General features: G+C 72.4%; 18 protein-coding genes. 3 read left to right on the plus strand and 15 right to left on the minus strand.

Translation table 11 applies throughout. From position 1 onward, the window contains the following. Positions 1-4: 4 nt before the first annotated feature. Complete coding sequence (locus D1648_RS15125) at positions 5-781, minus strand: SDR family oxidoreductase (RefSeq protein WP_122943441.1); 777 nt, start codon at positions 779-781, stop codon at positions 5-7. Between the two features lie 151 nt (positions 782-932). Between D1648_RS15125 and D1648_RS15130 the strand changes: the two genes are divergently transcribed. Next, positions 933-3,230: an HAD-IB family hydrolase gene (locus D1648_RS15130; RefSeq protein WP_122943442.1), complete on the plus strand. Its 2,298-nt coding sequence runs from the start codon at positions 933-935 to the stop codon at positions 3,228-3,230. Positions 3,231-3,385: 155 nt separating this feature from the next. Then, entirely contained in the window at positions 3,386-4,630 is a 1,245-nt protein-coding gene (locus D1648_RS15135) for a YibE/F family protein (protein WP_241155533.1), read from the plus strand. 142 nt (positions 4,631-4,772) lie between these two features. On the opposite strand, the gene D1648_RS15140 is transcribed toward D1648_RS15135, so the two are convergent. The 6 genes from D1648_RS15140 to D1648_RS15165 all read right to left on the minus strand — a co-directional run bounded on the left by D1648_RS15140 (position 4,773) and on the right by D1648_RS15165 (position 12,456). Next, the gene (locus tag D1648_RS15140; protein ID WP_122943443.1) at positions 4,773-5,588 is read right to left on the minus strand and encodes an amino acid ABC transporter ATP-binding protein; all 816 of its coding nucleotides are present in this window, start codon (positions 5,586-5,588) and stop codon (positions 4,773-4,775) included. Beyond that, positions 5,588-6,559 (minus strand): amino acid ABC transporter permease, encoded by a 972-nt coding sequence (locus tag D1648_RS15145; RefSeq protein ID WP_122943444.1) that lies wholly within the window; start codon positions 6,557-6,559, stop codon positions 5,588-5,590. The genes D1648_RS15140 and D1648_RS15145 overlap by 1 nt, the downstream gene beginning before the upstream one ends. Next, complete coding sequence (locus D1648_RS15150; RefSeq protein WP_122943584.1) at positions 6,556-7,488, minus strand: ABC transporter substrate-binding protein; 933 nt, start codon at positions 7,486-7,488, stop codon at positions 6,556-6,558. Before D1648_RS15150 ends, D1648_RS15145 begins: the two co-directional genes overlap by 4 nt. Positions 7,489-7,576: 88 nt before the next feature. Further along, entirely contained in the window at positions 7,577-9,634 is a 2,058-nt protein-coding gene (locus tag D1648_RS15155) for an ABC transporter ATP-binding protein (protein ID WP_241155534.1), read from the minus strand. Then, complete coding sequence (locus D1648_RS15160; RefSeq protein ID WP_122943445.1) at positions 9,634-11,370, minus strand: ABC transporter ATP-binding protein; 1,737 nt, start codon at positions 11,368-11,370, stop codon at positions 9,634-9,636. Before D1648_RS15160 ends, D1648_RS15155 begins: the two co-directional genes overlap by 1 nt. Positions 11,371-11,751: 381 nt before the next feature. Continuing rightward, entirely contained in the window at positions 11,752-12,456 is a 705-nt protein-coding gene (locus D1648_RS15165; RefSeq protein ID WP_164518760.1) for a DUF6318 family protein, read from the minus strand. Positions 12,457-12,595: 139 nt separating this feature from the next. Between D1648_RS15165 and D1648_RS15170 the strand changes: the two genes are divergently transcribed. Continuing rightward, positions 12,596-13,594 carry a hypothetical protein gene (locus D1648_RS15170; protein ID WP_122943447.1) on the plus strand — a complete coding sequence of 333 codons (999 nt, stop codon included), beginning with the start codon at positions 12,596-12,598 and terminating at the stop codon, positions 13,592-13,594. Positions 13,595-13,763: 169 nt separating this feature from the next. Here the strand turns inward: D1648_RS15170 and D1648_RS15175 are convergent, their stop codons facing one another. From D1648_RS15175 to D1648_RS15210, 8 genes are all read right to left on the minus strand, one after another. Next, positions 13,764-14,597, minus strand: a complete 834-nt coding sequence (locus tag D1648_RS15175) for a class I SAM-dependent methyltransferase (RefSeq protein ID WP_122943448.1) — start codon at positions 14,595-14,597, stop codon at positions 13,764-13,766. Between the two features lie 71 nt (positions 14,598-14,668). Next, positions 14,669-15,013 (minus strand): hypothetical protein, encoded by a 345-nt coding sequence (locus D1648_RS15180; protein WP_122943449.1) that lies wholly within the window; start codon positions 15,011-15,013, stop codon positions 14,669-14,671. Further along, a complete protein-coding gene (locus D1648_RS15185; RefSeq protein ID WP_122943450.1) occupies positions 15,010-16,893 on the minus strand; it encodes an ABC transporter ATP-binding protein in 1,884 nt (627 codons plus the stop codon). Before D1648_RS15185 ends, D1648_RS15180 begins: the two co-directional genes overlap by 4 nt. Next, positions 16,890-18,962 (minus strand): ABC transporter ATP-binding protein, encoded by a 2,073-nt coding sequence (locus D1648_RS15190; RefSeq protein WP_241155535.1) that lies wholly within the window; start codon positions 18,960-18,962, stop codon positions 16,890-16,892. The genes D1648_RS15185 and D1648_RS15190 overlap by 4 nt, the downstream gene beginning before the upstream one ends. Further along, positions 18,959-19,471, minus strand: a complete 513-nt coding sequence (locus D1648_RS15195) for a DUF456 domain-containing protein (RefSeq protein ID WP_122943451.1) — start codon at positions 19,469-19,471, stop codon at positions 18,959-18,961. Before D1648_RS15195 ends, D1648_RS15190 begins: the two co-directional genes overlap by 4 nt. Positions 19,472-19,899: 428 nt before the next feature. After that, positions 19,900-20,892, minus strand: coding sequence for a beta-ketoacyl-ACP synthase III (locus D1648_RS15200; RefSeq protein WP_122943452.1), 993 nt, complete (start codon positions 20,890-20,892; stop codon positions 19,900-19,902). A 57-nt stretch (positions 20,893-20,949) separates the two neighbouring features. Next, positions 20,950-21,276 (minus strand): branched-chain amino acid transporter permease, encoded by a 327-nt coding sequence (locus tag D1648_RS15205; RefSeq protein WP_122943453.1) that lies wholly within the window; start codon positions 21,274-21,276, stop codon positions 20,950-20,952. Further along, positions 21,273-22,022, minus strand: a complete 750-nt coding sequence (locus tag D1648_RS15210) for an AzlC family ABC transporter permease (RefSeq protein WP_122943454.1) — start codon at positions 22,020-22,022, stop codon at positions 21,273-21,275. The genes D1648_RS15205 and D1648_RS15210 overlap by 4 nt, the downstream gene beginning before the upstream one ends. Positions 22,023-22,033: the final 11 nt, after the last annotated feature.

Genomic DNA, 22,033 nt, shown 5'->3' on the forward strand with positions numbered 1-22,033 from the left:
GCGATCACTTCTCCCGGTTGCGGCGGTGGCTGAGCAGCGCGCTCAGCCGTGCGACGAGACCGCGGGGCGTGCCGCGCAGCACGGCCGCGATCAGCTTCCAGCGCTTCGACGGGATCGAGACGGGCTTCCCGCGGGCCACGTCCCGCAGGCAGTCCTCGACCAGCCGGTCCGCGTCCAGCCACAGCACGCCGGGGATCGACGAGCCCTTGATCCCGGCGCGGGTGTGGAACTCGGTGCGGACCCAGCCCGGCATCAGCGCGGTGACCTGCACGCCGGTGCCGGCCAGCTGCACGCCGAGGGACTCGGAGTAGTTGCCCACCCAGGCCTTGATGGCGGAGTAGTTGTTCTGGGTCACCAGCGCCGAGACGGAGCCGACGTTGATGATCCAGCCGCGGCCGCGACGGCGCATCCCGCGCCCCGCCGCTCCGCCGAGCTTCAGCACGGCGCGGATCATCACCTCGAAGCCGAGGTCGTGGGGGGTGAGGTCCTCGTCCAGCAGGCCGGCGCGCACGGAGAATCCGGCGTTGTTCACGAGCACGTCGACGGGGTCGACGTCGGACTCGAGGCGGTCGGCGACCCGCTGCTGGGCCTCGCGGTCGGCGAGGTCCGCGGTGATCGTCTCGACCTCCACGCCGTGCTCGCGGCGGAGCTGTGCGGCGGTCTCCTCGAGGCGATCGGGGTCCCGCGCGACCAGCACGAGGGCGCTCCCCCGTCCGGCGAACGCTCTGGCGAACGCCGCCCCGATGCCTGCGGTGCCGCCGGTGATCAGGGCCCTATGCATGGCGGCTACGATACACTAGCGCCGCCCTGACCAGCGCGGAGAAGCTCCCAGGTGGGAGGCCCGCAGGGCACCCGCGCGTGTCCCGCGCCCCGTGCACGGACCGCGCCGATCGCCGGTCCCGCGCCCGCCGCACTCGTCCACAGAGGATCCCATGACGCACACCACCTCCCCCGCCGATCAGCCCGCCGCCGGCGGCACACCCCGCGGGGGTCGTCGGATCCTGCTCACCGGCGTGACCGGCTTCCTCGGCCAGGCCGTGCTGCGCTCCCTGCTGGAGACCACCGAGGACGTCCACGTCACCGCCGTCGTGCGCCCGAAGGGCTCGGTCACCGGCCGCCGCCGCCTCGAGCAGCTGCTGCGCAAGCCCGTCTTCGCCTCCTGGGCGGAGCAGCTGGAGAAGGACGGCGCGCTCGAGGGCGCCGCCGACGGGAAGGCGCGCCTGAAGGACATCCTCGATGCGCGCGTGGGCGTGCTCGAGGGCGACCTCACCGACATGCCCGCGATCACCGACCCCGTCGACACGGTGATCCACTCGGCCTCCTCCGTCTCCTTCGACCCGCCGATCGACGACGCCTTCCGCACCAACGTCGGCGGCGCGCGGAACCTCTACGAGGCCCTCCTCGCCTCCGGGCAGGACCCGCACGTCATCCACGTCTCCACCGCCTACGTCGGCGGCATCTCCAAGGGGCTGCGCCAGGAGGGCTCCCTGCGGGCCGACGTCGACTGGCGCGCCGAGTACGACGCCGCGCTCGCCGCCCGCGAGCGGGTCGAGGCGGAGTCGCGCCGGCCCGAGACGCTGCGCTCCCAGATCCGCTCGGCGAAGCTGCAGGTGGGCCGCATGGGCCCGAAGTCCGTCGCGAGCGTCTCCGAGGACGCGCGCCGCGACTGGGTCGAGCAGCGCCTGGTCGACTTCGGCCGCACCCGCGCCCAGTCCGTCGGCTGGACCGACATCTACACCTTCACCAAGGCGATGGCGGAGCAGGTCGCCGAGGAGCTGTGGGCCGGCAGCGGCCACCGCGTCTCCTTCGTGCGCCCCTCCATCATCGAGTCCGCGATGACCAAGCCCTACCCGGGCTGGATCGACGGCTACAAGGTCGCCGATCCCCTGATCATGGCCTACGGCCGCGGCATGCTGCCGGAGTTCCCGGGCCTGGCCGACTCGATCCTCGACGTGATCCCCGTCGACCACGTCGTCAACGTGATCGTGGCGCTGGCCACGCAGGACGTCTCCCGCCGCGGCGACGAGGCCTACTACCAGGTCGTCTCCGGCGCCTCGAACCCGCTGCCCTTCCACGAGATGGTCACCGCGGTGCGCGAGTACTTCACCGAGTTCCCGCTCGAGGACGACAAGGGCCGCCCGATCGCGGTGCCCGAGTGGTCCTTCCCCGCGGTGGAGATGGTCGAGCAGCGCTTCCGCGCCAAGGAGCTCTCCGCGAAGATCGGCTCGGCCGCCGTCGCCTACCTGCCCGCCACGCGGCGCACCCGCGAGTGGACCTCCGGCCTGCACAAGGCCACCTCGGGGCTGACGATGCTGCGCAAGTACATCGAGCTGTACCGCCACTACACGAAGACCGAGATGGTCTTCGACGATGCGAACACGCGCGCGCTGCGGGAGGAGCTCCCCGAGGAGTTCCTGGCCACCCACGACTTCGACGTCACCGGGATCGTGTGGAAGGACTACTTCCAGAAGCAGCACCTGCCGGCGGTCACGGAGCTGACCAAGGCGTACTCCCGTGCGAAGTCCGCGCAGAGGCGCCGCGCCTCGCGCCCCGTCCCCGAGCTCAAGCAGTCCACCGACTCGCTCGCGGTCTTCGACCTCGACGGCACCGTGCTCGCCACGAACATCGTCCAGCAGTACTTCGCCGTGGTCCGCGCGACCCGCCCCCGCCGCACCTGGCCGGCCGAGATCGGCGGCCTGCTCGCCGCGGTGCCCGGCTACCTGCGCGCCGACCAGCGGGACCGCTCGGAGCTGATCCGTCTGGTCAACCGCCGCTACAAGGGCTACCGCAGCGAGGAGCTGCGTGCTCTCATGCAGGGCGAGGCGGGGCGTCGCATCCGCTCCTCGATCCGTCCGGAGGCGCTGGAGACCATCGAGCGCCATCGCGCGGCCGGGCATCGCACCGTGCTGGTCTCCGGTGCGCTGGACGTGCTGGTCGAGCCGCTCGCGGACCTCTTCGACGAGGTCGTCGCGACCCACATGGACGAGGACAGCAGCGGCGTGATGACCGGCTATCTCGCCACGCCCCCGCTGGTGGACGAGGCGCGCGCGAACTGGCTGCGCAAGTACGCGGACCTGCACGGCGCGGACCTGTCGACCTCCTACGGCTACGGCGACTCGCACGCCGACGCGGCCTGGCTCGAGCTGGTGGGCACGCCCGCCGCCGTCGCCCCGGACCTCGGGCTGTACGCCGTGGCGAAGAAGAAGCGCTGGCAGATCCTGGAGTGGTGAGCCGCGGCAGGCGCGCTCGACGCGCCGGCGACCCTCCCGCGCCCCGCGCGACGCCCGGCGGGCACTCGCACGGCCACGCGCACAGCCAAGCGCACGGCCATGGGCATGCGCATGGGGCCGCGCCGCCCGCCCCGGTCGGGCGGCGCCCCCGGACCGTGCTCACGGCGCTCGTGCTCGCGCTGCTCGCCGCGACCCTGACCGGGCTGCTGGTGCTGTGGCCGGGCGCGTCCACCCCCGCCGCCGAGAGCGAGTTCCTCGCCCCGGGGGTCGAGATCGTGCCGGTCACCGTCACCGAGGTCCCCGAGGTCGGCGACGCGGAGGAGACGGTCCTGGTCGAGGCCGTCGGCCGGGCGGATCCCCTGGACGGGCAGAGGGTCCAGGTCGAGGTGCCGCCGCAGATCGCGGCAGACGGAGTCCGTCCGGGCGACCGCCTGCGCGTGCTGGACCTCGGCGCCCAGGGCACGACCGGCGCGGGCGCCGCGGGCGAACCGCTCGACGGCGAGGCAGTCGACGGCGAAATCGTCGAGGGCGAGGCGCTCGCGGGTGCCGAGGACGCGTCGGCCCCGGTGCTGTACTACTTCGATCATGAGCGGGCGATGCCGCTGGGCCTGCTGCTGCTCGCCTACCTGCTGCTGGTCGCGCTCGTGGCCCGCGGCAGCGGCCTGCGCGCGATGGCAGGCCTCGCCGCCGGCGTCGCCGTCGTGCTGTGGTTCATGCTCCCGGCGATCTTCGCCGGCCAGGACCCGGTGCTGGTGGCGCTCGTGGCGGCCTCGGCGATGATCTTCCCCTGCGTCTACTTCGCCCACGGGATCTCGGTGCGCACCACCACCGCGGTGCTGGGCACCTTCGGGGGCATCGCGGTCACGGTGCTGATCGCCCTGCTCGCCGGGCGCGCCACGGGCATGACCGGGGCCGACGGGGACGCCGCCCAGATCCTCCACTCCTCCTTCCCCGAGCTGTCGCTGTCGGCGGTGTTCCTGGCCGGGGTGATCATCTCGGGGCTCGGCGCGCTGAACGACGTCACCATCACCCAGCCCTCCTCCGCCTGGGAGCTGCGGGCGGCCATGCCCTCGGCGTCGAGGCTCGAGGTGTTCACCGCGACCATGCGGATCGGCCGGGACCACATCGCCTCGACCGTCTACACGCTGGCCTACGCCTACATCGGCTCCGCCCTGCCGCTGCTGATGTACGCCAGCACCATCAACCGCTCGCTGCTGGACACCCTCGCCTCCGGGGAGATCGCCGCGGAGATCTTCCGCACCCTCGTCGCCTCGATCGGTCTGGTGCTCGCGATCCCGCTGACCACCGCGATCGCCGCCGCGCTCGCGGCCCCGCCGGTCAGCGCCGACGGGCGCCGCTCGCGACGACGTCAGCTCCAGGAGCGCCTGGCGCGGTTCTGAGGGGCTGTCCCACCCCGGGGCTGTCCCACCCCGGTGACCGGCCGGTATCCAGTGTGGGGTGTCGGAATGGAGCGCTGTTCCGACACCCCACACTGGATACCCCTCAGTAACGCATGGGTAGTGGCGCGGCACGCGCGACGACTCAGAGCACCGAGGCGAGGAAGCCCTTCAGGCGCTCGGAGCGGGGATGGTCGATGACCTGCTCGGCGGTGCCGCTCTCGAGGATGCGGCCCTCGTCCATGAACACGACCCGGTCGGCGACCTCGCGGGCGAAGCCCATCTCATGGGTCACCACGACCATGGTCATCCCGTCGGCCGCGAGGTCCTTGAGCACCCCGAGCACCTCGGAGACCAGCTCGGGGTCCAGGGCGCTGGTGGGCTCGTCGAAGAGCATCAGCTCGGGGTCCATCGCGAGCGCGCGGGCGATCGCGACGCGCTGCTGCTGGCCGCCGGAGAGCTCGGAGGGGTAGTGGTCGGCGCGGTCGCCGAGGCCCACCCGCTCCAGCAGCTCGCGGGCCTTCGCCTCCGCGGCGGCCCTCGGCAGGCCGCGCACCTGCACCGGCGCCTCCATCACATTGGCCAGCGCCGTCAGGTGCGGGAAGAGGTGGAAGCGCTGGAAGACCATCCCGATGCGGGAGCGCTGCGCGGCGATCTCGACGGGGCGGAGCTTCTGCCAGCGGCCGTCGGGCAGCGGCTCGGCGCGATAGCCCTGCACCACGCCGTCGACGAGGACGCGCCCCGCCGTCGGCTCCTCGAGCTGGTTGATGCAGCGCAGCAGCGTGGACTTGCCGGAGCCGGAGGGGCCCACCAGCACGGCCACCTCGCCGGAGCGGACCGTGAGGTCGCAGCCCTTCAGCACATGGAGGTCGCCGAAGGTCTTGTGCACGCCCTCGACCTGGATCACGACGGGGCTCGCGGCGCCGACGGGGTTCTCGGGCGTCTCAGGGTTCTGGCTCATCACAGCTCCACCTCCGGGAGCGGGTCCTGCGGGGTGGTGCCGGCGCTGTTCACGGCGGCCTGGCGGGAGCGACCGCCGCGGCCGCCCCCACCGCCGGCGCGGGCCGGGGTGCGGGCGTCGAAGCCGCGGCCGAAGTACCGCTCGAGGTAGTGCTGGCCCACCATCAGCACGCTGGTGATCGCGAGGTACCACAGCGCCGCGACGATCAGCAGCGGGATCGGGGTGAACAGCTTGTTGGCGATGCCGTTGGTGGCGAAGGTGAGGTCGAGGGTGAAGGGCACCGCGAGCACCAGCGAGGTGGTCTTCAGCATCCCGATGGTCTCGTTCCCCAGCGGCGGCACGATCACGCGCATGGCCTGCGGCACGATGATGCGGCGCAGGATCGTCCCGTTGCTCATGCCGAGCGCCTTGGACGCCTCGGTCTGGCCCCGGTCCACCGAGTTCAGGCCCGAGCGGATGATCTCGGCGAGATAGGCGCCCTCGTTCAGGCCCAGGCCGATCACGGCGGCCCAGAAGGCGGTGAGCAGGTCACGGGTGGAGAAGCTCAGCAGCTCCGGCCCGAAGGGCACGCCGATCACGATCTTGGGGACGATCACGGTGAACAGGCCCCAGAACACCAGCTGCGTGTACACCGGGATGCCGCGGAAGACGAAGATGTACGCCCAGCTCACGCCCCGCAGCACGGGGTTCTCGCTGCGGCGCATGATCGCGGCGGTCAGCGCCACGACGGTGCCGAGGATCATCGACAGCACGGTCAGCAGCAGCGTCCAGCCGACGCCCTGGACCACCTTGACGTCCAGGAGGTAGGTGGTGACGGTGCCCCATTCGAGCACCGGGTTGGTCACGAGGAACCAGATCAGGCCGAGGGCCAGGGCGGCCACGATCACGGCGGAGATCCAGGTGCCGGGCCGCGGCGCGGCCTTCGCACGGATCGGGGTGAAGCCCTCGTCGGGGGCATGGGTGGTGGTCACGGCTGGGGGTTCACTTCCGCGGTCGGGATCATTCCTGCCTCGTTGCCCCATGCGGCGAGGATCCGCTCCATGTGGCCCGAGTCGATGAGGTGCTGGAGGGCGGCTCGGATCGCCTCGGCCAGCTCGGGCTGGTCCTTGGCGACGACGATGCCGTTCAGCGCGGACTCCTCGATCTCGCCGATCTCCTCGAGGGTGCCGCGCGAGCGGGCGATGGCGTAGGCGGTGACCGGGGAGTCGGCCATGAGGATGTCGCCCTTGCCGCCGGCGACGTTGGTCGCGGCGTCGGAGTTCGAGGCGTAGGCGAGCATGTCGTAGCCGCGAAGTCCCTCGTCGCGGCACTGCTGGGAGCGCTCGATCGAGAGCTCCTCCTGGTAGGTGCCCACCTGGAGGGCGACGCGCTTGCCGCACAGGTCGTCGGGGTGGATGTCGTAGGGGTTCCCGGCCTTCACGGCGTAGGAGATCCCGGCCTGGAAGTAGGACACCATCGTCACGGCGGCGAGGCGCTCCTCGTTCACGGTGAAGCTCGAGATGCCGACGTCGTAGGTGGAGCCGACGGCGGGGATGATCTGCGCGAACACCGCCGCCTCGGTGCGGGTGGCGAGGCCGAGCACCGCGCCGATCGCGGCGAGCACGTCGATGTCGTAGCCGATCGCCTCGCCGTTGCTGCCGACGAACTCGCCGGGGGCGTAGTTCAGGGCCGCGCCGTTGACGAGCTCGCCGCGCTCTCGGATCTCCTCGGGAACGAGCGCAGAGATCTCGGGGACCTCCTCGATGCCGGAGAGATCGACCTCCGGCACGGCGTTCGACTCGGCGTCCAGCCGCTCGGAGGCGCGGGTGCAGGAGGCGAGCACCGGGGTGAGCGCGCCCGTGGCCAGGGCCAGGGGCGCGGCGCGCAGCAGGGTGCGGCGACGGGGTCGGAAACTGGTCACGGATGAATAGTATTCATAGCTCTGCATGACAACAAATCATTGTCGGGTCTCTCACCGGGCGCGCCTGCGGCCGCCCCTCCCCGGGCGCTCAGCCCGTCGCGATCGGCCCGGTCGTCGTCGGCGCCTCCTCGACGTCGCCCTGCGCGGCGAGCTCCTCCTCCGCGTCGATGTCCACCGCGGCGCCCTCGAACTGGGAGCGGTACAGCCGCGCATAGGCGCCGTCCGCGACGAGGAGCTGCTCGTGATCGCCCTGTTCGACGATGTCCCCGGCCTCCATCACCAGGATCAGGTCCGCATCGCGGATGGTGGAGAGGCGGTGGGCGATCACGAAGCTCGTGCGCCCCTCCCGCAGGCGGTTCATGGCCTGCTGGACGAGCACCTCGGTGCGGGTGTCCACGCTCGAGGTCGCCTCGTCCAGGATCAGCAGGCTCGGCCGGGCGAGGAAGGCGCGGGCGATCGTGACCAGCTGCTTCTCTCCGGCCGACAGGGTCGACTCGTCGTCGTCCACGATCGTGTCGTAGCCGTCGGGCAGCTGGCGGGCGAAGTCGTCGACATGGGTGGCGATCGCGGCGGCCTCGACCTCCTCGTCGCTCGCGTCCAGGCGCCCGTAGCGGATGTTCTCCCGCAGCGTGCCCTTGAACAGCCAGGTGTCCTGCAGGACCATGCCGGTGCGCTCGCGCAGCTGGGCGCGGGTGAGGTCGCGGATGTCGATCCCGTCGATCGTGATCCGGCCGCCGTCCACCTCGTAGAACCGCATCACGAGGTTCACCAGGGTGGTCTTCCCGGCCCCCGTCGGCCCGACGATCGCGACCGTGTGGCCGGGGTCCGCGACCAGGGACAGGTCCCGGATCAGCTCGCGGTCGGGGCTGTAGGAGAAGCGGACGTGCTCGAACTCGACCCGGCCCTCGCCGATGCCGGCCGCGGCGGTGGTCACCGTGGTCTCGGGCTCCTGCTCCTCGGCGTCCAGCAGCTCGAAGACCCGCTCGGCGCTGGCCACGCCGGACTGCAGCATCGTCGCCATCGAGGCGACCTGGGACAGCGGCTGGGTGAACTGGCGGGAGTACTGGATGAAGGCCTGCACATCGCCGAGGGTCAGCTGGCCGGAGACGATCCGCAGCCCGCCCACGATCGCGATGACGACGTAGCTGAGGTTCCCCACGAACATCATCAGCGGCATGATCAGCGAGGAGACGAACTGGGCGCCGAAGGTGGCGCGGAACAGGGTCGCGTTGCGCTCCTCGAAGCGGGCGGCGACCTCGTCGCGCCGGCCGAAGACGGTCACCAGCGAGTGCCCGGTGTAGGCCTCCTCGACCTCGGAGTTCACCACGCCGGTGGCGTCCCACTGCTGGGCGAAGAGCTTCTGCGCCCGCGCGCCGACCACGCCCGTGACCACGAGCGCCACGGGGATCACCGCGAGCGCGATGAGCGAGAGCTGCCAGGAGATCATCAGCATCATCACCAGCACGCCGAGCACCGTGAGGATCGAGTTGACCAGGCCCGTGACGGTGTTCATCAGGGTGTTCTGGATGTTGTCGATGTCGTTGGTGACCCGCGAGAGGATCTCGCCGCGCTTCATGCGGTCGAAGTACCTCAGCGGCAGCCGGTGCAGCTTCTCCTCGACGTCGCGGCGCAGGCGGGAGACCATCCGCACCAGGATCCGGTTCAGGGCCAGGCCCTGCAGCCACATCAGCAGCGCGGAGAGGGCGAAGAGGCCGACGGCCAGCCCCAGGGTCTGGTAGAGCGCCGTGAAGTCGATGCCCTCGCCGGGGGTGAGGGTCATGCCCGAGAGCATGTCCGCGAACTGCTCCTGCCCCTCGGCGCGCAGGCCGTCGATCACCTCGGCGGGATCGGCGCCCGCGGGGAGGTTCTTCGAGATCAGGCCGGTGAAGAGGATGTCGGTGGCGCGGCCGAGGATCTTCGGGCCCACGACGGAGAAGGCCACGGAGACCACGCCGACGAGGATCGCGGCGAGCAGATACGGCCGCTCGGGCCCCATCTCGCGCACCAGGCGCTTGGTGGAGGGCCAGAAGTTCTTCGCGCTCTGCCCGGGGCGGAGCCCGCGCGCGGCGTCCTTCTCGGAGGCGATCTCGTCGGCGGCGCCGGCCTCGTCGCCCGCGGGCTGCTGCGTGCTCTCATCGGCCATCATCACGCCACCTCCTCCTCGACGCCCTGGCTGCGGACGATCTCCTGGTAGGTCTCCGAGCCCTCGAGCAGCTCGGCGTGGGTGCCCTGGTCGACGATCCGGCCGTTGTCCAGCACGAGGATCAGGTCCGCGCCGGTGATGGTGGAGACGCGCTGGGCGACGACGAGCTGGAGCGCCTCGCGGGTCTCGGGCACGAGCGCCGCGCGCAGCTTCGCGTCGGTGGTGAGGTCGAGCGCGCTGAAGGAGTCGTCGAAGAGGTACAGCTTCGGTCTCGCTGCGAGCGCGCGGGCGATGCACAGCCGCTGCCGCTGCCCGCCGGAGACGTTCGTGCCGCCCTGCGCGATCGGGGAGGCGAGCTGCTCGGGCATCGCGGCGACGAAGTCGCGGCCCTGCGCGACGGTCAGTGCGTGCCAGAGCTGCTGCTCGTCGGCCTCGGGGCTGCCGAAGCGGAGGTTCGAGGCGACGGTGCCGGAGAAGAGATAGGGCCGCTGCGGGACCAGCCCGACGGTGTCCCACAGGACGCGGGCGTCGAGGTCGCGCACGTCATGCCCGTTCAGCAGCACCCTTCCCTCGCTCGCGTCCATGAGGCGCGGGACGAGGTTGATCAGGGTGGTCTTGCCGGCGCCGGTGCCGCCGATGATCGCGACGGTCTGCCCGGCGCGGGCGGTGAAGGAGATGTGCTCGAGCACGGGGCGCTCGGCGCCGGGATAGGTGAAGGAGACGTCCTCGAAGGTCAGCTCGAGCGGGCCCTCGAGGCTGCGGATCCCGTCGGTGCGCTGGTGGACGCTGGTCTCGGTCTCGAGCACGGCGGTGATGCGCTCGGCGGAGACCATGGCGCGCGGGATCATCATCGTCATGAAGGTCGCCATCATCACCGCGATGAGGATCTGCATGAGATAGGCGATGAAGGCGGTGATCGAGCCGATCTCCATCTGCCCCGAATCGATGCGGGGCGCCGCGACGAGGAGCACCAGCACGCTGGAGATGTTCAGGATGAACATGATGATCGGGTTGATGAGGATCATCAGGCGTCCGATGCGCCAGTTCAGGTCGGTGAGCTGGCCGTTGACGACGGCGTAGCGCTCCCGCTCGCGGTCCTCGCGCACGAAGGCGCGCAGCACGCGGATGCCGGTGATCTGCTCGCGCAGCACCCCGTTGATGTCGTCGATCCTGCCCTGCATCTGCTTGAACAGCGGCGCGGCCCGGACGATCAGCATCCCGACGGCGAGGAGCATGACCGGCACCATCACGGCGATCAGCCAGGCCATCCCGGGCTCGACCCGCAGCGCGAGCACCACCCCGCCGATGCCGGTGACGGGCGCCTGCACCAGCATGTTCAGGGAGAAGAAGATGAGCATCTGCACCTGCTGCACGTCGTTCGTGGAGCGGGTGATGAGCGAAGGGGTGCCGAACTCGGCGAGCTCGCGCGGGGAGAAGGAGTTCACGCGGCCGAAGACCGTCGATCGCAGGTCCTTGCCGACCCGCATCGCGGAGCGCGCGGCGAAGAAGTTCGCGCCGACGAGGGCGATGATGTTGCCCAGCGAGATCAGCAGCATGAGCGTGCCGAGGTCCCAGATCACGTCGACGTCGGCCTTCGCGACGCCGTCGTCGATGATGTCGGCGTTGAGGGTGGGGAGGTAGAGGGCGGCCAGCACGCCGACGATCTGGAAGAGCACCACCAGGGCCACCCAGATCCAGTACGGCTTCAGGCCCCCGAGGACGAGGCGCAGCAGGGTCACGAGAATCCTTCCGAAGGGCCGACCGGACCGAGTCAGGACCGGGCGGGTCCGGAGGGGTCACGGCGGCCTGGGAAGCATAGGACTTCCTGACGCCCTGACGCATCCGACCGAAGGAGGATCCGCGCAGGGCGGAACCCTGCGGGCGCCGCCGCGGCGCACGGTGACCCATGGGTATCCAGTGTCAGGTGTCGGAATAGCGAGCCTTTCCGACAGCTGACACTGGATACCCACCGGTCACCGCAGTTCGCGGCCCTATGGAGGCAGCCGACCGTGCGCCGGCCGGGCGCCGGCCAGGCGCTGGGCCGGCGATGGGCGGGCGGTGGATGGGCGCCGGGCGGGCGACCGCCGGGCCGGCGACGAGCAATGAGCGACGGGCGCGGATCAGCCGCCGGTGGTGTCCCCGTCGGCCGCGCCGCCGGTGGTGTCCCCGTCGGCCGCGCCGCCTGCGTCGGAGACCGCATCCTCGGGCGGGGCGATGGACATGTCCGTCACGCGCCATCGCTCCCCGTCCCACGCGACCATGGCGATGAGCTGCCCGCCGACTGCCTCGAGGGCGTTCGACTGCAGCGTCGGGTCGTCGACGAGCACGGACTCCGCCTGCGTGAAGTCGGCCGTGACCGTGCCGGTCGCGGGCGGCTCGCCGGTGCCCTCGAAGCTCGTCGAGTGCACGTCGAAGGCGCCGCCGACGAGATAGCCGTCCTGGGCGGCGAGCTGCTCGGCGTTCTGCAGGAAGGTCACGCACACCTGGCAGTTCGGGTCGACCTTGTCCTCCCACACGGAGATGTCGCCGCTGCTCATCATGTAGTCGTAGGAGCCGAGCAGGTACGTCACGGTCGCCTCGGCGCCTGCCTCGCTCCGCTCGGTCAGCTCCGCGGGCTCCTCGGGTCGGGGAAGGTCCGGGCGGGTCGGCTGCTCGGCGGGGTCGGCCGTCGGCCGGTTCTCGGGGTTGCCGGGATCGGTCTGGCTCTCGCTCGCCTGCTCGCCCCCGCCGGGGTTCAGCAGCTGCGAGATGCCGATCGCGCCCACGGGCACCAGCAGCACGAGGGCGAGGGCGACGACGACGAGGCGTTGGACAGGGCGGTTCACCCGCACCACGGTAGAGGACGCACCCGGATGGCGCCGGGGAGCCCTCGCCCGCGGTCCGTCGTCCTCCGGTCCTCTCCTCCCCACCGCCCGGCTGTGGATGACGCCGGCCGACCACCGCGCGGTCCGGCACGCTGAGGCGATGGCGCGTCGTCCGAGCCCCTTCCCGGTCTCTCTGCCCTGGCCGGTCCTCACCCGTGCGGAGGCTCTGCGCGCCGGGGTGACGCCGGGCCGTCTCCGCGCCGGCGACATCACCCGGCTCCGGCCCGGCCTCCTGACCAGGGACGGCCGGACGGGCACCGAGTCGGAGATCGCCTCGGCGTACTGCCGCACCGATCCGGGCGCGGTCGCCGTCGGGCTCACGGCCGCCCGGCTGCAGGGGATGCCGCTGCCCGATCACCTGGGGTCACGGTCCACGTCGCGACGGCCCCGGGTGCATCTGTCGCTCCCCCATGGCCGCGTCGGCTCCGATGCGGTGGTCCGATGGCATCAGTTCGTGCTCGCGCCGTCGGACGTGCGGCGGGCGCTGTACGCGGTGGAACCCCTCGAGACCGACGCGGCCCTGCTCGCCGCGCCGGTCCGGCTGACCACCCGGGCCCGGACCTGGCGGGATCTCGCTGCGCATCTCTCCTCCTTCTGGCTCATCGCCATCGGCGACCACCTCGTGCGGCGACCGCGCCCCGACCTCGAGAACGGACGCACCGAGCCGTGGTGCACGATCGCGGAGCTGCGGGAGCAGTGCACCGGCCGTCACGCGGCGGCGCTGTCCTCGGCGCTGGACGCGGTGCGCGTGGGCGCCGACTCGCCGCGGGAGACGCTGCTCCGACTCGCCTTCGCGCGTGCCGGGCTCCCCGAGCCGTTCCTGAACGTCCCGCTGATCGCACCGGACGGCACGGAGCTGCACGAGCCGGACTTCCAATGGCCCGCGCACCGTGTGTGCGCCGAGTACGACGGGCGGACCCACAGCACGCCCGACCAGGTCAGCAAGGACATCCGGCGAGCGCGGCGCGCCGCGGCGGCGGGCTGGGTCGAGGTGCGCCTGCACACGGGGGACGTCGAGCGGCGCTGCGCGCCCGCGATCGAGCAGGTCCGCGCGGCGCTCGCGGCGCGGGAGCAAGAGGGCGGGCAGGGCGGCCGATGAGCGGCACGGCGGCATCTCCACCCCATCCACCCCATGAGAACTGCTGGAATCCAGCGCGATAACGACAGCTCACACTGGATACCGCCCGGTCACCGACGGAAGGCCGGGGTCAGGGGCGGGGCAGGCCCACAGACGGGCGGCGGGGCGGCGCAGCGGGCGGTGGGGCGGTTCAGCGGGCGGCGACCCGGTACAGGAACAGGTCGGTGCGATAGGGCACGCCGACTCTCGCCCCGCGCGCGTGGCCGAGGTGGTCGTGGAGGTACCAGTCGAGGTTCGCGAGAACCTTCTGCCGGCGCTCCTCGGGGGCGGTGATCACGTAGCTGCGGGTGCGGGCGAGGTCGATGACGTCCTGGGTGGGCATCGGGTCCTCCCAGGTGATCGCGCGGCGGTCGGTGAGCTCGAGCTCGGGGCCGACGGTGGGGGCGAAGTCCTCGCGGTGGATGTCGCCGGCGTGCATGATCCGGGAGAGGCGGTGCACCCACGGGATCGTCACGTCCAGCATGTTCCACACCAGGGCGAGCACTCCCTCGGACGCGAGCAGCCGTGCGACCTCGGCCGACGCCTCCTCGGCGTCGAACCAGTGCCAGGCCTGCGCCACCGTGACCAGCTCGGCGGAGGAACCGGGCAGCCCGGTCTCCTCGGCGCGGGCGAGGTGGGTGGAGAGCGAGCCGGCAGCGATCGTGCGGCCGCGAGCCCGGGCGACCTCGAGCATCGCCGCGCTCGTGTCCACGGCGGTGACCTCGAGACCCCGCTCCGCGAGCGCCGAGGAGAGCTTCCCCGTGCCGGCGCCGAGGTCGATCGCGCGCAGCGTCGGGGCGGAGCCGGCGAGCGGTGCGAGCATCGCGTCGAGCACGGCGTCCGGATAGCCGGGCCGGAGCCGGTCGTAGTCCGCGCCCTGCCCTGCGAAGGCGCCCGCGAGGGTGCGCTTCCGCTCCGCGCTGCCGAAGCGGGGCTCGTCGCGGGCGGAGATCGGCGGGATCGGCGGGTGCAGGGGGTCGTCCACGGCGACGAGCCTAGGGGAATCCTGCCCCGCGACCGGTGGCCCCGCGACCGGCGCCGCCCCGCGCCCTCCCCTCAGTACGTGCCGGCCTGCGACCGCAGCCACGTGGCGAGCACCAGGCCCGCGAGGGCGAGCAGGATCGCGGTGACCGGGAGCGCCCGCGCCGGAGCGGGAGCACGTCGGCCGCGGCGCAGTGCGCGCAGCCCGAGCACGAGCCCGACGACCGCGAGCACCGCACCGAGCGCCGGCACGCCCATGAGCGCGAGGATGCCCGCGTGCCGCTCGTGGTGCTGCGCCGTGCCCAGAGCGTGCACCGCGACGAGCGCCGCGAACCCCACGGCGACGAGCCCCAGCACCACGTCGAGGGCGGAGCGGCCGACGGCCCGGTGTCTCTCGCGCGTCGGCTCCGGGGTGCTCATCGCTCCGCCCGGTGCGCGACCCAGGAGCGGTGCAGTCCGGCGTAGATCCCGCCCTCGAGGTCGACGAGCTCGGCGTGGGTGCCGTGCTCGACGAGGTCGCCGTGGTCGAGGACCATGATCCGGTCGGCGCGCTCGGCGGTGGAGAGCCGGTGGGCGATGGTGATGGTGGTGCGTCCGCGGGCGAGGCCGTCGATCGCCTGCTGCAGACGCACGTCGGCGGCGGGGTCGACGGCGCTGGTCGCCTCGTCGAGCACGATCACGTCGGGGTCGGCGAGATAGGCGCGGGCGAGCGCGACGAGCTGCCGCTCCCCGGCGCTGAGGGACTCGCCGCGCTGGCCGACGGGGGTGTCCAGCCCCTCGGGCAGCTCCGCGGCCCAGGTGCCGAGCCCCAGCTCGTCCAGCGCCCGGCGCATGTCCTCCTCGGTCGCGTCGGGGCGGCCGTAGCGCAGGTTCCCGGCGACGGTGGTGTCGAAGAGGAAGCCCTCCTGCGGCACCATGATCACGCGCGAGCGCAGCGAGTCGTAGGGCACCAGCGGCAGGGGCACCCCGCCGATGAGGATCTGCCCGGAGGCGGGGTCCATCATGCGGGTCAGCAGCTTCGCGAAGGTGGTCTTGCCGCTGCCGGTCTCCCCCACGATCGCGATGCGGGAGCGGGCCGGGATCGTCACGTCCAGGCCGTGCAGCACCTCGGGACCGGTCGGGTAGCGGTAGCGCAGCTGACGGATCTCGATGTCGAGCAGACCCTCCGGCAGCGCCCGCGCCCCGGGCACGGGCTCGCCACGGCGCCCGGTGCGCGGGTCCATGGCGCCGCCGGGGTCGGCGACGTCGGCCGGGGTGTCGAGCACGCCGAGCACGCGCCGCCAGCCCGCCACGGCGTTCTGCGCCTCCGAGAGCATCTCGATGCCCATGCGGACGGGCTGGCTGAACAGGGAGACGAGGAAGACGAAGGCGACGACGCCGCCGGCGGTGAGGTCCCCGCCGGGCAGGTCCGCGCCGAGCGCGCCGGTGCCGAGCACCACCCCGACCACCACCACGATCGCGGTGGCGAGCCCGTCCCCGGTCTCGGAGAGGAAGAAGGAGGCGGACTGCGGACGCAGCACCGCGAACTGCGCATCGCGCACCTCGCGGATGCGGGCGTCCTGGGCGCGCCGGGTGCGCTGCTCGATGCCGTAGGCGCGCACGGTCGCGGCACCGACGAGCGACTCGGAGACGGCGCCGAGCATGGTGCCGACCCTGGTGCGCACCACCTGGTAGCGGGCGCGGATCCGCCTCTGCAGCGTCCCCATGATCAGCAGGATCGGGATGTAGCACAGCCACACCACGAGCGCGAGCGGCCAGGAGTAGAAGACCATCACGGCAGTGGCGAGCACGAGCTGGAAGCTCATCACCACCAGCATGATCCCGCCGAAGCTCATGAACTGGCTGACGGTGTCGACGTCGCTGGTCACGCGCGAGACGAGGGCGCCGCGCTGCTCGGTGCCCTGGGTGAGCAGGGACAGGTCGTGGATGTGGCGGAAGGCGCGCTTGCGCAGGGTCGCCAGCGACGTCTCGGCCAGGCGGAACAGGCGCCGGTTCATCAGCACGTTGCAGGCCGCGGTCGCCAGCAGCACGAGCGCGGCGAGAGCGGCGGCACCGGCGACGAAGGCGACGTCGGGGACCTCCGGCTCGATGATGCCGCGATCGAGGATGGCCTGCACGGCGATCGGCACGACGACCTTGCCGCCGGTCGCGACCACGGCCAGCAGCAGCGTGATCCACAGCCCGCGCAGCAGCTCGGGGGTGAGCGCGAGGCCGCGGCGGATGGTCGAGAGCGCGCTCTCGTCGGTCGTCGCCTCCCCGCCGAGGGCGGAGGAGGTGCGGTCGGCGGGCGCGGCGGTCATCGGTCGGCCTCCTGCTCAGGCGCGTCGGCGGAGCCGCACTCGTCGGCGTCCACCTCCTCGCGGCGGTAGCGGCCCGCGCCGTGGATCTCGATCGCGCCGGTCACGGGGTCGGGCTCCGGGGCGGGCTCGTCGCTCGGCGGCGGCTTCGTCGCCTCGAGCAGGCTGTGGGAGATCGCGGCCTCGTCGTAGGCGTCCACCAGCGCGCGATAGCCCTCGCAGCGCGCGCGCAGCTCCTCGTGCCCGCCGACGTCGGCGACGCGGCCGTGGTCGAGGTGGACGACCTGGTCGGCCAGCGCGATCGTGGACTTGCGGTAGGCGATCAGCAGCAGGGTCGAGGAGGTCATCTCGCGGCGGATCCCGTCGAGGATCGCGAGCTCGACGCTCGGGTCGCAGGCGCTGGTCGCATCGTCCAGGATCAGCAGCCGCGGCCGACGGACGAGCGCGCGGGCCAGCGCGATGCGCTGGCGCTGTCCGCCGGAGAGGGAGCCGCCGCGCTCGCCGAGCTGGGTGTCCAGCCCGTCCGGCAGCGCGTCGACGAAGGCCTCGGCCTGGGCGACGCGCAGCGCCCAGCGCACGGTCACCTCGTCGATGTCCTCGCCGAGGGTGACGTTCTGGCGCACCGTGTCGTCGAAGACGAAGGCCTGCTGGAGGACGAGGCACACGTCGGCGGTGAGCGCCTCGGCGGTGAGGTCGCGCAGCTCGGCCCCGTCGAGCCGGACGCTCCCGGCCGTCGGCGGGACGAGTCCCGCGGCGAGCAGGGCGAGGCTGGACTTGCCCGAGCCGGTCGCGCCGACGACGGCGAGCACCCGGGTGCCGGCGCGCGGGTCGGCGCGCAGGGACACGTCGGTCAGCGCATGCCCCTCCCGCACGGCGAGCTGCTCCTCACGCACCCCGCGGCCGAGGATCACGGCGGCGGGGTCGTCGCGGTACACGAACGAGGCATGGTCGATCTCGAGCACGCCGGACCCGCCCGGCAGCGGGTCGGGGCCGTAGGTGCGCTCCTCGTCGACGTCGAGGATCTGCTGGACGCGGCCGCCGCCGACGACGGTGCGCGAGAGGTCCCCGAGCACCCAGCCGAAGGAGCGGATCGGCAGGGACATGAGCGTGAACAGGTAGGCGACCTCGACGAGCTGCCCGGTGGTGAGGTGCCCCTCCCCGATCCGCCAGGCCCCGAGCACCGCGACGGCGAGGATGCCGAGGTTGGGCAGGGCGTCGATCGCCGGGTCGAACCAGCCGCGGATGTAGCCGAAGCGGATCCCGGCGGTGCGCAGGTCGTCGGCGGCGCGGGTGAAGCGCCGCTCCTCGACGTCCTCGCGGCCCAGGGACTTCACCACGTTCGCGCCGTCGAAGGACTCGTGGGCGATCTCGGCGACCTCGGCGCGCAGCTGCTGGGAACGCATCGCGATCGGGGTCGCGAAGCGCTGCAGGAGCACGTTGAGCATGATCAGCAGCACGATCAGCGCGAGCATGACCAGCAGGATCACCGGGTCGATGCGGGCGACGACCACGGTCGCGTAGACCAGCATGACCAGGGTCGACAGCGCGAACGGGAAGGGCGCCATCGCGAAGAAGGTCGCCTCGACGTCGGAGTAGACGGAGCTGAGCAGGGTGCCGGTGGCCTGGCGGCGGTGCCACAGCAGCGGCACCTTCGCGTACACCTCGACGATCCGCTCGCGGTAGAGGCGGAACAGGTCGAACTGGGCGGCGGCGGCGAAGACGCGCCGCGCCATGACGGTCACCGCGCGCACGACGGCGATCCCGAGGATCGCGGCGCCGCCGCCGAGCACGAGGGCGGGCGCCGCCTCGCCGGCGGCGAAGGAGGGGACGACGACGTCCTCGGTGACGCGGCCGATGATCGAGGAGGTCGCGATCTGCAGCAGCGCGAAGGCGGTCGCGCCGAGCACGGCGAGGGCGAACCAGCGCTTCTGCTCCCACGAGCCCTTCAGCAGGCGCTTCAGGCCCGGGACGAGCACGGCGGGGTGCTGGTTGCCCGGCAGCTCGAGGCGGAGGTCCTCGCCACGGGGCGCGGCGGTGCGGGGACGGGTGTCGGTGCGGGCGGTGCTGGTCATGCGGTCACGAAATGCACGATGACCGCGATCGCGAAGGTGAAGGTGGACAGGATCGCGAGGGAGAACTCGATGAGGATCCCGGTGCCGAGCGCCTTCAGGGCGACCAGGGTGCTGTCCAGGCCCTTCTTCGCGTCCTTCTGCCGCAGCGACTCCGCGACGTAGAGCCCGAGCAGGAACCCGATCGGCAGGCCGAGGAGGGGGATGACGAAGAAGCCGACGATCGCCGCGGCGATCGCGACGTAGATCGGCCACATCGGCACCTCGGCGGCGTGGAGCCGGCGCCCGGTGAGGACGTAGCTGGTGGTCATCCCGGCCGCTCCGAGCACGAGCACGATGCCGAAGGCGATCCAGGCCGGCCAGCCGCCGACCACGATCGCCCACACGAGGGTCGCGATGACGATCGTGATGGTGCCGGGCAGGATCGGCACGATGATGCCGGTCAGCCCGATGGCGTAGGCGAGGCCGGCGAGGACCGTCACGATGATCTGGACGGTCAGGCTGTCGACCATGGGTGGCTCCTCCAGGGGCGGGGCGAGGGGTCTGGACGGCGATGCTGGACGGCGATGCTGGACGGCGGTCGCATGCGGCCCGGCCCGCGCGCGTGATCGTTCACGGGGAGGGCGCGGGAGCGGCGGCGTCGGCAGCGGTGCGGCGGGGCGACGGCCCCGCTCCGGGGCCCTGGCCATCCTACCTATCGGGCGCGCCCTGCGCGCGGGCTGCGGGTGGGCTTCACGATGGCCGCCCATCCCATGAGAAGTGTCGGAATCCGCCGCGATGACGACACCCCACACTGGATACCGAGCGGTCACCGCCCGGAGCGCACGGCGAGGCGGAGCGGAGCGACGAGGCGGGGCGGAGCGGCGAGGCGGGGCGGAGCGGCGATGCGGTGCGCACGGCGCGAGCGGGGCGGGCCCCGCGGCGGGGCCCGCCGCCGCGCTCAGGGCAGGCGCACCACCTGGCCGGCCCAGGAGAAGCCGCCGCCGAAGCCGACCAGCAGCGCGGTCGCGCCGGCGGGGATCCGCCCGGCCTCGCGCATCCGGGAGATCGCCAGCGGGATCGTCGCGGCGGAGGTGTTGCCGGAGGTGATGATGTCGTCGGCGACGATCGCGTCCTCGCGCAGGTCGAGCGCGGCGGCGAGCGGCTCGATCATGCGCAGGTTGGCCTGGTGGGGCACGAACACGTCGATGTCCGCCATGGTCAGACCCGCCGCCTCGACGATGCGCCGCGAGATCTTCGGTGCCTCGCGCAGCGCCCAGCCAAGCACCTGCCGTCCCTGCTGGGAGAAGGCGGGGCCCTCGCCGTTGATGGTGACGGCGTCGGCGAGCTCGGTGACGGTGCCCCACACGACCGGCGCGATGCCCGGCTCCTCGCTCGCGCGCAGCACCATGGCGCCCGCTCCGTCGGCCGTGAGGATGCAGGTGGTGCGGTCGGTGTAGTCGGTGACGGCGGAGAGCTTCTCCGCCCCGATCACGAGGGTGGTGGTGGAGGCGCCGGTGCGGATCGACATGTCGGCGACGGCCAGGGCGTGCTCGAAGCCGGAGCAGGCCGCGCCCACGTCGAAGGCGGCGGGCGCCGGGATCCCGAGCTGCTGGGCGACCCGCCCGGCGGCGCTCGGGGACCGCTCGTGGTTCGAGCAGGTCGCGACGATCACCTGCGTGACCTCGGAGGCATCCACGCCCGCGTCCGCGAGTGCGTTGCGGCCCGCGATCGCGGCGAGGTCGCCGACGTCGACCCCGTCGGCGGCGATGCGCCGCTCCTCGATGCCGGTGCGCTGGCGGATCCATTCGTCGCTGGTCTCGACGAGCTGCTCGAGGTCATGGTTGGTCATGATCCGCTCGGGCCGGTGGTGGCCGGTGCCGATGATCCTCGATCCGCCCGCGGGGGTCGGGGCGGCGAAGGGGCGCGCGGCGGCGTCTGGGGTCGTGGTCATGATGCTCTCCTGGTCCGGCGGATGCCCCGATGGTAGGGCCTCCGCCGGGGCGGAGCCTCAGAGCAGGTTCACCAGCAGCACGAAGGTGACGGTGCCCGCACCGACGCTGAGCAGGGTGCGCCGCCCGCCCACGAGGTGGACGGCGACGGTGACGGCCGTGGCGAGCGCGGCGGGCAGGAGCCGGGAGGCGTCGGCCTCGAGGGAGGAGCGCAGGGTGGTGACGGTGAGGATCGCGAGGATCCCGACCGGCATCCACAGGGCGAGGTCCGCCACCAGGCGGGACTCCCGCAGCGGGCGCAGGGCCGCGAAGGGCACGGCGCGCAGCGCGAAGGTGATCGCGAAGCCGATCGCCATGACGGCGAGGATGTAGGCGGTCTGGGTCATCGCTGCGCTCCCGCCCGACGACGAGCGCCCAGCAGATGACGCGCGATCAGCAGGGCGACGAAGCCGAGCATCGCCGCGAACAGGGCGTCGTCGGGGACCATCACGAGGGAGACCCCGAGCGACAGACCGGCCAGGACCAGGGAGGGCACCTGCTTCCGGGAGCGGCAGGCATCGAGGGTGAGGGTGATGAACAGGGCGCACAGCGCGAACTCGAGACCCTCGATCGTGCCGGGGATGAAGGACGCGAGCGCGACGCCGACGAGCCCGCCGCCCACCCAGTAGCTGTGGAACGCGGCCTGCATCGCGATCAGGCGGTACCGGTTCCAGGTGCCGGGGCTCGCGGCGGTGACGGCGTAGGCCTCGTCGATCAGGGCGTAGACCGAGTAGAAGCGCGCCAGCGGATGCCGCACCACGCGCAGGGGGAAGGAGAAGGCGTAGAAGACGTGGCGGAAGTTCACCAGCAGGATCGTCAGCGCGATGGTCGCCAGCGGGGTCGCCGCCGCCATGAGCCCCACCAGGAGCAGCTCGACGGAGCCGCCGAAGATGGCGATGGACAGACCCGGGGCGGTCCACCAGGGCAGACCGGTCTGCATCACGAGCACACCGAAGGCGATACCGATGGGGAACATGCCCAGTCCCGCCGCGAAGGAGAGCCGGATGCCGGTCGCGATCTCGCTGCGCGGCGTCGCCCCCTCCGGCAGCTCGCCCTCGCTGCGGCGCACCGCCTCGATGCTCACGTTCGTCATGTCAGCAATCA

The sequence above is a fragment of the Brachybacterium sp. EE-P12 genome (genome assembly GCF_003711805.1).
Lineage (GTDB): Bacteria > Actinomycetota > Actinomycetes > Actinomycetales > Dermabacteraceae > Brachybacterium.